This is a genomic window from Xanthomonas populi (assembly GCF_002940065.1).
In the GTDB taxonomy this organism is placed as follows: domain Bacteria; phylum Pseudomonadota; class Gammaproteobacteria; order Xanthomonadales; family Xanthomonadaceae; genus Xanthomonas; species Xanthomonas populi.
The window spans coordinates 16798-27371 of record NZ_MDEJ01000050.1 but is presented as its reverse complement, the minus strand read 5'-3'; the positions used below and the strand labels follow the sequence as shown (position 1 = coordinate 27371).

The 10574-nt window shown below is 61.3% G+C and carries 8 protein-coding genes, 1 other RNA gene and 4 pseudogenes; 7 read left to right on the top strand and 6 right to left on the bottom strand.

Annotated elements, in window-relative coordinates; genetic code table 11:
* Positions 1-75 precede the first annotated feature (75 nt).
* Positions 76-306: pseudogene (locus tag XpopCFBP1817_RS10055) on the bottom strand (pectate lyase family protein); the annotation flags it as partial.
* A gap of 868 nt (positions 307-1174) precedes the next feature.
* Positions 1175-2104, bottom strand: a complete 930-nt coding sequence (locus XpopCFBP1817_RS10050; RefSeq protein ID WP_128417029.1) for a proline iminopeptidase-family hydrolase — start codon at positions 2102-2104, stop codon at positions 1175-1177.
* A 249-nt stretch (positions 2105-2353) separates the two neighbouring features.
* On the opposite strand from XpopCFBP1817_RS10050, the gene XpopCFBP1817_RS10045 reads away from it, so the two are divergent.
* Positions 2354-2430: non-coding RNA, sX9 sRNA (locus tag XpopCFBP1817_RS10045), on the top strand.
* Between the two features lie 9 nt (positions 2431-2439).
* Here XpopCFBP1817_RS10045 and XpopCFBP1817_RS10040 read toward each other — a convergent pair.
* Positions 2440-3204, bottom strand: a complete 765-nt coding sequence (locus XpopCFBP1817_RS10040; RefSeq protein ID WP_128417028.1) for a LuxR family transcriptional regulator — start codon at positions 3202-3204, stop codon at positions 2440-2442.
* Positions 3205-3399: 195 nt separating this feature from the next.
* On the opposite strand from XpopCFBP1817_RS10040, the gene XpopCFBP1817_RS10035 reads away from it, so the two are divergent.
* From XpopCFBP1817_RS10035 to XpopCFBP1817_RS10015, 6 genes and pseudogenes are all read left to right on the top strand, one after another.
* Positions 3400-4785 (top strand): APC family permease, encoded by a 1386-nt coding sequence (locus XpopCFBP1817_RS10035; protein ID WP_128417027.1) that lies wholly within the window; start codon positions 3400-3402, stop codon positions 4783-4785.
* A gap of 450 nt (positions 4786-5235) precedes the next feature.
* On the top strand, positions 5236-6633 hold the full coding sequence (locus XpopCFBP1817_RS10030) for a trypsin-like serine peptidase (RefSeq protein ID WP_128417026.1): 1398 nt from the start codon (positions 5236-5238) through the stop codon (positions 6631-6633).
* Between the two features lie 127 nt (positions 6634-6760).
* Positions 6761-7159: pseudogene (locus XpopCFBP1817_RS10025) on the top strand (hypothetical protein).
* Between the two features lie 44 nt (positions 7160-7203).
* A pseudogene (locus XpopCFBP1817_RS22860) lies at positions 7204-7373 on the top strand (hypothetical protein); the annotation flags it as partial.
* Position 7374: 1 nt separating this feature from the next.
* Positions 7375-8163, top strand: a 789-nt coding sequence (locus XpopCFBP1817_RS10020; RefSeq protein ID WP_244171127.1) for an IS481 family transposase, incomplete at its 5' end; no start/stop codon positions are given.
* Positions 8136-8342, top strand: a pseudogene (locus tag XpopCFBP1817_RS10015) (IS30 family transposase); the annotation flags it as partial. The gene XpopCFBP1817_RS10020 and the pseudogene XpopCFBP1817_RS10015, both read left to right, overlap by 28 nt.
* A gap of 72 nt (positions 8343-8414) precedes the next feature.
* Here XpopCFBP1817_RS10015 and XpopCFBP1817_RS10010 read toward each other — a convergent pair.
* Genes XpopCFBP1817_RS10010 through XpopCFBP1817_RS10000 form a run of 3 tightly spaced genes read right to left on the bottom strand, consistent with a single transcriptional unit; the run spans position 8415 to position 10569 of the window.
* Positions 8415-9581: a glutathionylspermidine synthase family protein gene (locus tag XpopCFBP1817_RS10010; protein ID WP_128417025.1), complete on the bottom strand. Its 1167-nt coding sequence runs from the start codon at positions 9579-9581 to the stop codon at positions 8415-8417.
* Position 9582: 1 nt separating this feature from the next.
* A complete protein-coding gene (locus XpopCFBP1817_RS10005; protein WP_128417024.1) occupies positions 9583-10152 on the bottom strand; it encodes a DUF1190 domain-containing protein in 570 nt (189 codons plus the stop codon).
* Positions 10153-10164: 12 nt separating this feature from the next.
* Positions 10165-10569, bottom strand: a complete 405-nt coding sequence (locus XpopCFBP1817_RS10000) for a DUF350 domain-containing protein (RefSeq protein ID WP_128417023.1) — start codon at positions 10567-10569, stop codon at positions 10165-10167.
* Positions 10570-10574: the final 5 nt, after the last annotated feature.

Sequence of the window (10574 nt, the reverse complement as noted above, 5' to 3'; positions counted from 1 at the left end):
GATCGCTGATTTTTTGAAGGTATGGTCATCATCCAGTGCGTGTCACCACGGCTACGACTTGGTTGTTCGAGGTGCCCAGTTGTAGGTGGAGTTGTAGGACACGGTGACGCGGTGGGTGCGCTTCTTCATGTCGATCCCGCCGTCGAAGGAGGCATCGTCTGCACCGGAGCACGTGGTCAACGAGGCGAACACGGTGTTGTGATCGACCCAGATTTTGGACGGCGAGCCGCTGGAGTTACCTTCCAACGAAATCGAATCCGCATCTTCGCCGCCTTGCAGCAGGCCGATGGTCATGTTCTGGATGAGGCACTCGCAGCGCAAGCGCACCGTGCGAGTGCGAGTGCGCCATTGAGTGTCTTGATAATCATGCAGCCTCTACCAAATGGAATCGAAAAGCGATGCGTGGCGTCGGCGCGTTTGCATCGACGGTTGCAAAGCGGTGCGTGGGGGCCGCATTCTTCGCGCGATTCAAAAAATAAAACAATTACCCCTCTCTGAAACTTTTACGCACCACGTCGCTCTCCTTGCAAGACATGCAAAAGAGACAGCGACAGACATGCAGCACAGGAAACTGCTGTGATGTGCGCGATGTGTTCTTTATGTATGCAAACGAATGCCGATGCTGTATTTGCTCACACGCGCGTTCGACTGCGCGTGGTGATTGCAAGTGCTTTTTTTCAGGCATGTGCGCGTATAACAAGGTGCTGCGCCTGGGAAGCTGCACACGACCACGCGTTGACGACGTTGTTGTCGACGTTGATGCGCAGCAGCAGAGCGCTACCGCACGGACGTACTCGCAGCTTGGGTGCTATGGCGTGTCGCGTTGCTGGAGAAGATGCGTGACTGCGCCTGTAGATCAATCGCCACAGCGGGCGAACATTGGAGGTGCAACCAACCTCCATCGACAACGTCACGTTGCTTGAGCACGACAATGTCGTGCGCCAGATGTTGTTCGACCGCAGCGTGGAGTTCAGCGTTGGAGGGGCGATTCACTGTCACGCCGCTCAGGCGCATCGATCGGTAGCAATGCCAGTGCGTCTCAGGAATTTCTCACGCATGCGAGGCGGACGCAACGCAACTCATCCGCAATCGAGACCCGAAAGGTGGCGCGTTGGCATGCCGGGCATGCTGAAGATCGAAAGCATGCCCTCACACGCACCCGCACATCATCTGCTCACACAGCACGGCTGGCCAACGCCGACGCATGCACCAGCTGCTCGCCGGGCCACGGTGTGTGGTCGTCGAGGAAGTTGCCGACCAGTCGCATGCAGGCAGCGCGTTCTTCCACGTGCGGCATATGGCTGGAATTGGCGAATACATGCCACTGGGCGTCCGGGATCAGGCGTGCGTAGGGCTCGACGGTTTCCGGCGTGGCCTCATCGTATTTGCCGGACAGCACCAGCGCAGGCGCGGTGATGCGATGCAGACGCTCGATGATGCTCCAGTTGCGCAGGCTGCCCACCACATGGAATTCGGTCGGGCCGTTCATAGCGTGGTAGACGGTGGGGTCCGCATCGAGGGCGGCGAAGGTGCGCGCCACTTCCGCAGGCCACGGCAGCAGGCGACACACATGCTGCGCATAGAACACCTGGCTTGCGGCGCGGTAGGCCGGGTGCTCCAGCGTGCCGTCGGCTTCGTGCTCGTCCAGTGCTGCCTGGATGTCTTCGGGCAGGCGCAACGCGGCAGCGCGCCACAAGCCCATCGATGCCGGCGAATTGGCGATTACCAACGCACGTAGACCAGCCGGCCGGCGCACCGCATGTTCGGCGGCCAGCATTCCGCCCCACGACTGCCCCAGCAACGCGTACTGCGACAGCCCCAACTGGGCGATCAGGGTCTGCAGCTCATCCAGAAACAGCCCCACCGTCCAGAAGCCAGGGTCGGCATTGCGCAGATGGGTGGACTTGCCGTTACCGAGTTGGTCGTAATGGATGACCGCGCGGCCATTGGCGGCCAGGTCCTTGAAGCTGTCCATATAGTCGTGCGTGCAGCCGGGGCCGCCGTGCAGGACGATCAGCGGGCAGGCGTCACTGCGCAGGTCGCCGGTGATGCGGTACCAAGTGCGGTACCCACGAAATTCGAGGTAACCCTCAGTGGACTGCATGACCGGCGCCTGCCTACGGCAATAGTGAGCGCCCAGCCTAGCGACCCGGCCTGCGCGCGCTAACTGGTAAAACTCTCAGGTTCGTAGGAGTTTCAGGCGCGCGGTTGCGCGCGCAATGCTGTCTTACTGACACCAGGCAATTCATCCAGCCTGCCTATCGCACGCAGCGATTGATAGTCGCAGACTTAGAGCGGCTAACAAAACTACTGCGCAGCCGCCAGGCGGGCGCGGCCGGTGCTCGGAATCGGCATGTACCACCCGTACACTCCGGTTCTGAGCGCGCCGTCCGCACCCACCTGACGACTGCTCGCTACGTTTTGTTAGCCGCTCTTAGTTTACGGCTCCAGCAATCGGTAATGCATCCCGCGAACCACCGCCTCGACGCGATTGCGCGCGCCCAGTTTGCGCGCTGCCGAGTTCAGATGCAGGTTTACCGTCGCGGTAGAGCGATTGAGCGCGGCAGCGATGCTTTTGGCGGTAAGCCCCTTGGCCGAATACTGCAGGCATTCGCGCTCGCGGCGGGTCAGGGCGATGTGGTGGCAACGACGTTCCTGGGGATCCAGCAGTTCCTGCGCGCGTGCCTGAAACGCGTGTGCCAGCAACAGGAATGGCGACAACTGCGCTTCGGCTAGCAGCAACGCCTCCGCCGGAACCGCATCGACCGCACCACTAAATGTCGCAAACGCACCGCCAGGCAGATGCAATGGCACGGTAACACCGCTTACCATGCCGCTATCGCACAGATAGCGCGTCACCTGCCGATGCTGGCCACCGACGTATTCCACACCTTCCATCTCGCCGTCGGCGCGGTAGGACCACACGAATGGCGTCATACGCCGCGTTGCGCGCTGCTGAACAGGGTCATGTTGGTAATAACCGTGTTCGCACCAGACATGCTGCATGTCGCCCGGCGCGTTGCGCTGCATGAACACCGATGGCGTGATCAGCGCGCCCTCCATGCTCAACGGTACCGGCGCGTAGTCGTAGACCAGTGATTGGAGGCCTAACGCGCAGACGTCGCGAAATACCCGATCCAGACAGGCATTGAGCGTATGCAGCGCCTGCAAATCTCGGCTCAGGCTGGCCAGGGTGTCGAACATGGTGGGTCCTTCGATGACAGCATGTGTCGCTGGACGACATCCAGCATGGAAAACCTAGCACTTTTACCAATGGATGGCTTTGCCGGCCGCATTATCGGCACAATGCCGGTCAGCTAGCTGCACCGCAGCATCCGTGCGCAAGCGCCTCCACTATGCCTGTATTGCGACCCGGCACTCCTTTCAGCGGACACCTACATGACCGAGACACCACGCTGCGACGACGCAGCCAGGCTGGAACGCTTTGGCTACACCCAGGAGCTCAAGCGTCAGCTCACGCTCAAGGATCTGCTGATCTACGGACTGGTGTTCATGGTGCCGACCGCGCCGTTTTCCATCTTCGGCGGTGTGTTCGATATCAGCGCCGGGATGGTGCCGCTGACCTATCTGGTCGGCTTCGTGGCGATGCTGTTCACCGCCTTGAGCTACCAGCAGATGTCGCAGGCGTTTCCGGTGGCCGGCTCGGTGTATGCGTATGTCGGCCGAGGTTTGAGCAGCGGCATGGGGTTTCTGGCCGGCTGGGCGATTCTGCTCGATTATCTATTGGTGCCCACCCTGCTGTATGTGGTGGGGGCCAATGCAATGCACAACGTCTTGCCTGGGGTGCAGCAGCCGGCGTGGATCGCATTGTTTGTGGTGCTCAATACGGTGGTCAATCTGCGCGGTATCGAAACCACCGCGCGTGCCGATCGTTTCTTTCTGTCTGCGCAGTTGCTGGTGCTGGCGGTGTTTGTGGTGCTGTCGAGTCTGGCGATCCAGCGCGGCGTCAACGGTGCGCACTGGCACCTGCGTCCGTTCTACAACCCGCAGGCGTTTTCGCCGCAACTGATCTTCAGCGCGTTGTCGGTGGCGGTGGTGTCATTTCTGGGCTTCGATGCGATCTCCACGCTGTCGGAAGAAACCCGTGGCGGCCACCGTGTGGTCGGGCGCGCCACCTTGATGGCGCTGCTGATGGTGGCGGACCTGTTCGTGCTGCAGACCTGGCTGGCCGCGTTGCTGCAGCCGAATCTGCAGCGCTACCCCAGCGCGCAGGCATCCAACGATGCGTTCTTCGACATCGGGCGGCTGATCGCCGGGCCGTGGCTGCAGATCGTCATCGCGCTCACGGTGGCGATCAGCGCGGCGATTGCCAATTCGCTGGTTGCGCAGGCGGCCACCTCGCGCTTGTTGTTCGCCATGGCGCGTGACCGTCAGCTGCCGGGGTTCTTGCGCTACATCCATCCGCGCACCGGCGTACCGCAGCGCGCCATCTTGCTGGTGGCGGGTTTGAGCATGGTGTTGGGCGAAGTGTTCGTGGGCCAGATCGCGTTGCTGTCCTCGTTGTGCAACGTCGGCGCACTCGCCGCTTTCATCCTGTTGCACGTTGCGGTGCTGTGGCACTTCCGTGGGCAAGGCCGCAGCCTGCTATTGCATGTTGCAACGCCGTTGATCGGCATCGTGATCCTGGCCTACGTGTTGATCAATGCCGACCGGCATGCCCAACTCGGCGGCGCTGCGTGGATGATGGTGGGGCTAGTGGTGTTGGGGTTTTTGAAAGTCAGCGGTCGCTCCACCGAATTCCGCGCCAGCGACGCGTTGGAATAGCGGCTGCTGCCAGTCTCGCTATGCAGCGATGCGTCGCTGTGCAGTCGGTCGGAAGCGATTGCGCCAGACGTTCCATCGCGCACCGGCTGCATGCGTTATCAGCTGTCAGGCATGCTGTGACATCGCAACATTCCAATGATCGGTAGCACGCATGTGTTCGCACGCCGTAGTGCTCCGGTGCCGCGTGCGCTGGACGCTTGCGTATTCACCCAACCATCTCGATGCCGCCTTCCACGCGCGCTACGTCACACGCTGCGTGCGTGAAGACACAGATCGACGCCCCCAAAAGAGATAGTACTTTTATTTAATTCATGTATCTTAACTAGATTTTAATCACATATTCATATATAAAATTTCACTAGTCTCATTCGGCGCCACTGATGGCGCCCGCACGCCGCCCCCCCCCCACACACACACAACCTGTCGTTCCCTGGCGAGTAAGGACTACCCATGAATCGCAAGAATGCGTTGTACTTGGCACTGTTTTCCGCTGTTTCCGGCTCCGCACTGGCAGCGCCGCCAACCGAGATGGACGCAGCGCCAGTCAGCCCTGCGCCGCAGGCGGCCAAACTCGGTGCGGCGACATTGCAATCGGCAAGTCTGCGTGGCGGCATCCTGCCCACGCGCGTGGTGCAACTCCCTGCACCCACCAGCACCGAGATCAGTCGCGTGCGTGAGCGGCGCATTGCGCAGGTCAAACATGGGCAGCCCTTACAGATCGGTTTCTCGCGTGCGGTTGCCAAGCCTTTGGTGAACCTGGCCACGCTCGATTGGCAGATGGCCAGCAATGGCGCGCGCGTTGCGACCTTGAAGGTCAGCTCCGCACAGGCGGCCTCCTTGCGTGCGTCGCTGACACTACGCGGTGCCGGCGCAACGCCCGGCGATCCATCCAAGGTGACGCTGCGCTTCGCAGGTGACGACGGCCGCGTGTTCGAGCAATCCGGCGCAAGCTTCGCTGCCAGCGGCAACGACATCGGTTGGTCGCCGACGGTGAGTGGCGAGAATCTGCTGGTGGAGCTGTCGCTGCCGGCCGGCCAGTATCCGGAAAACTTCAGCTTGCGCATTCCGCAGCTGTCGCATCTGGATATCAGCCCCACCGCCAGCACGCGCGACATGATGGCCATTGCAATCGGCGAGAGCGATTCCTGCCAGAACGATATCGTCTGCCGCGCCAACCCCACTGCCGGCTTAACCAGTGCCGCAAAAGCGGTGGCACGCATGGTGTTCACCACCAGTCAGGGTTCGTTCTATTGCACCGGCACCTTGCTCAACAACACCAACTCGCCCAAGCGCAATCTGTTCTGGACCGCCGCGCACTGCATCAGCACGCAGACCATTGCCAACTCGCTACAGACCTACTGGTTCTACGATGCGGCCAGCTGCAACGGTAACACCGCCAGCGCGCAGGCGACCACGCTGACCGGTGGTGCGTTTCTGCGCCACGCCAACACCACGCGTGACACTGCGCTGCTGGAGCTGAAAACCGCACCGCCGAGCGGCGCGTTTTATGCGGCATGGAACAGCGCGGCGATCGGTGCCAACGGCACTGCAATTGTCGGCATCCACCATCCGGCCGGCGACGTCAAAAAGTATTCGCTGGGCACCGTCAATGGGCTGAGCACGTCCATCGACGGCAAGACCCCGCTGTATCGCGTGGTCTGGAGCGATGGCGTGACCGAAGTCGGCTCCTCCGGCTCCGGCCTGTTCACCATCGCCAGCGGTGATGCCTATCAGCTGCGCGACGGCCTGTATGGCGGCTATTCGTATTGCACCGCGCAGACCGATCCGGATTACTACTCGCGCTTCTCGGACGTGTATTCCACCATCTCCACCTACTTCGGCCCGTAAGCAGTTGGTGCACGTGGCAGGCGGTGTTTCGCCTGCCACGTGCGACTGCGCTTGGCTTGCGTGCAGCACTTCAGCTGCATCGCCTTGATGATGCAGCCTTGGCAGCTCGTCCTTCACCTGGATCAGCATGCCGGTTCAACGCAATCGTTACGCAATCGCCGCACTTGCAATGGCGACCTTGTCGCTGCAGGTCACCGCCAGTGCAGCCGGCAAGCCCGCAAATCGCGAAGACGTCCAGGCACACGCGCTGCAGCTGTGCCTGGACAACACCTATGCGCGCAGCGGCAAATAGAACCAACCACGCGATCGCTCGTATCTGCTGACGATCTATGCGCTCGACACTAGCAAGGCAGGCGCCACCGACCGCCTGCATCGCTATGTTGCCGAGCAGACGGCGGACTTTCATCGCGCAGAGGTGCCGATGAAGGACGAAGCGCGCCGAGGCCCGTTCAATACCATCTTTGCGCAATGCATGGCGTTCTATCGTTCGCCTGCGTTGAACGCGTTCATTGCGCAGACGCTCTGACCCAGATTGCGCAGTCGCAAGCCTGACAGACTCGCGCTAGGTGTTTGATCCCAGGCGTTGATGGTGCATTATTTTCCCTCGAATGGAAGCAAGCACGATGGGCCAGGTTCTGCAGGGGAGCGCCACCACGACTGAGGCGATCCGTCGAGAGATACAACAGAGTCAAGAGAGCGCTGAGAGCGCTTTCCAAGCGTTACGGCATCCATCACAAGACNGTGTTGTCCATTGAGGATGAGGCGGCGATCGTCGCCTTCCGCAAGCACACGTTGCTGCCGCTGGATGACTGTCTCTACGCACTGCAGCCGAGCATCCCGCATCTGACGCGCTCATCGTTGCACCGCTGCCTGCAACGCCATGACATCTCGCGGCTCCCCGAGATTACAGGCGACAAAGCCGCCAAGAAGCGGTTCAAAAACGATCCGATTGGCGACTTCCACATCGACATTGCACAGGTGCAGACGGCCGAGGGCAAGCGCGCTCTGTTCGTGGCCATCGACAGGACGTCAAAGTTTGCGCTCACCGAACTGCACGCCTCGGCCAACAAGATGGTTGCAGCGCAATTCCTGCGCACTGTGATCCAGGCGGTGCCCTATGCTCTGCAGACGGTTCTGACGGATAACGGTATCCAGTTCACCAACCGCAGCTCCGACCGCTATGCCTTCCCGCATCTCTTCAGCCGCGTCTGTGAGGAGCACGGCATCCAACACCGCTTGACCAAGGTCAAGCATCCCTGGACTAACGGGCAGGTCGAGCGGATGAATCGGACCATCAAGGAAGCTACTGTCAAACGCTTCCACTACGATGATCACGCACAACTGCAAAAGCACCTGGCCAACTTTATCGACGCCTACAACTTCGCTCGCAGACTCAAAGCCCTGAAGGGTCTGACACCGTACGAATTCATCTGCAAGCAGTGGACATCCGAACCCGAGCGGTTCAAGGTGGACCCGATCGATCTAATGCCGGGACTGAACACGCCATCGCCCAGCGGCTGGGCGGCCTAGGCCACACGGTGCACACCCTCACCGCCGACAACCGCAAGGAGTTGGCCGATCATCGGCTCATTGCTGCCTGCTTGCAGAGTGCTTTCTATTTTGCAGATCCGTCATGCGCATGGCAGCCAGGCAGTAACGAAAATGCCAACGGGTTGACCCGGCAATACTTGCCACGACAAACCGATTATTGACTGGACGCGATCTTGCTCGACGTTCGGGTGCCACGATCGTCTGGTCGCAGTCCGGCGTTTGGCAAAGCATCAATCGACGATGACGTGCGGCACGAAGCGCGAGGTGTCGCGGGTGATCGGGCCATCGTCGTCGCGCATGCCCAACCCGGCCGGGCGATCGGCCACGACCCAGCTGCCCACCAGCGCATGCCGCCCCTCGAAGACCGGTAACGGATGGTGCGCCTGCAAAATCGCCGGCCCCTCCACATATGGCCCATAGGTCTGCGCAGCATCACCCTGTGCGGTGACCAAAGAGATGTTGGCGCCCTCGCGCGAGAGCAACGGCTTGCGCACCCAGCCTGCCGTCGGCGCTTGCCCGGCTTGCGCAAAGCGCGCCGGCAGCAGATTGGGATGGCCCTGATGCCGCTCCCACAGCAGCGGCAGAATGCCCTTGTTGCTCAGCACCGACTTCCACGCCGGCTCGATCAGGCGCACCCGGTTGGCACACAACGCCGGGCCGAAGCGTTCTTCCATCATGAATTCCAGCGGATACAGCTTGAACAACGTATGGATCACCCGGTCCTGCTCGTCGGTGAACCAGCCATCGGCGCTCAGGCCGATGTCCTCGATGGCCACTTCCTCAGTGGCAATGCCGACCTGGTGCGCGCAATCGCGCAGATAACGCACCGTGGCGCGATCCTCCAACGAATCGCGCACCGCTGAAAAATGCATCTGCGGCCCGATCGCACCATCCACCGCCAGCGCACCCAGGGTTTCGCACAGCAGATCCTGGATCAGATTGTATTGATCAGTGCCCTTGGGCAGCACACCAGCGGCGATCTGTTGCTCCAGCCACAACCACTGGAAATAGGCCGATTCGTACAGCGAGGTCGGCGTGTCGTAATTGAGCTCGTATAACTTGGCCGGGCCGTCGCCGGCATAGGCCAGATCCATGCGCCCATACAGATGCGGGTCGCGGTTTTTCCACGAATTGGCAATCCAGTCCCAGTAGAACGGCGGGATCGCCAGCTGCGTCATCAGGTGTTCCGAGCCCACCACCTCGTCCACCAACTGCATCGCCATGTCGTGCAGTTGCTGGGTGGGCGCTTCGATGGCGTCTTCGATCTGGCGCAGCGAGAACGCGTAATAGGCGCTTTCGTCCCAATACGGGGCGCCATCGATGGTGTGGAAATGGAAGCCGAGCGACTCGGCCTGTTCGCGCCAATCGGCACGTTCTGCAATTGCGATCCGTTGCATGTCAGCCGCCGTTCCCAGAGCTACTCCCGCCGCTGCCGAACGAACTGCGCGCCGCCGCACTGGAGCCGAAACCCGAGCGCGACACGGTGATCGCACGCGATGGCATGTCGATCGCGCCACTGCGCCCACGCACGGTGCCGATGCGATCGCTAGCCAGGTCGCCATTTGGCTTGTAGAAACCGCCGCTGCGGTAATCGCGATACAGCGGCATCGCGCCACCGTAGCGATAGCCGCCGCCACTCATGTTGCCCAGCGCGTAGCCGAGCAGAAAGCCGCCCATCGGCGGAATCCAGCTTTGCTGCCCCTGGTTCTGTACCTCGGTGCAGCTGCCGAATTGCGCATCGCACTCATAGCGCGAATTGAAGCGCGGCGCGGCCTGCTGGTGCTTGGCCACGGCCTCGTCGTAGGCCTTGAGGCATTGCTGGATGTCGGTCTGTTCCTGCTTGATCTGGTAGCAGTCGGAAGCCGACTGCAGCACCACCCCTGTCTCTGGTTCGGAACCACAACCGGTGACGAAGGCGGCCGGCAAGGCGGCCATCAAAGTGAGTTTGAGATTGCGTGATCGCTTCATGCCTGCGCTCCGTTACGGCGTGATCGCCGCCGCATTGATCAGGCCGACCGCGATCGACACGCCAGCCGAAAAGATGCCGGCGGCGCTGACGTTGTCGGTGATCTGCCGCGAGATGCGCCCGGCTACCACGTTGGCCAGCAGATACGCCACGATCTGAATCCCGCAGGCAACCGCGCCCCAGATCAGCGCATCGATCAGGCTCACCGAGTGGGTGATGGCCGAATGCAGCGGCAAGGCCACGCCGATCAGGTTGCCGGCCAGCGCGGTGGCCGGCGCCACGTTGCCCTGCCGCAGCAGGGTGAAATCCTTGTGCGGTGTCACCAGCGTCACCAGCACCACCGCAACGATCAACACGCCCAGGCCGGTACCGAAGTAGGAAACAAATGCGAGAAAACTCTGCAGGTTGATCGGGTTCATGACAG

Bases quoted from the DNA above. Each gene is read 5' to 3' on its own strand.
- XpopCFBP1817_RS10030 (WP_128417026.1), top strand. From the start codon at position 5,236: ATGAATCGCAAGAATGCGTTGTACTTGGCACTGTTTTCCGCTGTTTCC.
- XpopCFBP1817_RS10040 (WP_128417028.1), bottom strand. From the start codon at position 3,204: ATGTTCGACACCCTGGCCAGCCTGAGCCGAGATTTGCAGGCGCTGCAT.
- XpopCFBP1817_RS10005 (WP_128417024.1), bottom strand. From the start codon at position 10,152: ATGAAGCGATCACGCAATCTCAAACTCACTTTGATGGCCGCCTTGCCG.
- XpopCFBP1817_RS10050 (WP_128417029.1), bottom strand. From the start codon at position 2,104: ATGCAGTCCACTGAGGGTTACCTCGAATTTCGTGGGTACCGCACTTGG.
- XpopCFBP1817_RS10010 (WP_128417025.1), bottom strand. From the start codon at position 9,581: ATGCAACGGATCGCAATTGCAGAACGTGCCGATTGGCGCGAACAGGCC.
- XpopCFBP1817_RS10035 (WP_128417027.1), top strand. From the start codon at position 3,400: ATGACCGAGACACCACGCTGCGACGACGCAGCCAGGCTGGAACGCTTT.
- XpopCFBP1817_RS10000 (WP_128417023.1), bottom strand. From the start codon at position 10,569: ATGAACCCGATCAACCTGCAGAGTTTTCTCGCATTTGTTTCCTACTTC.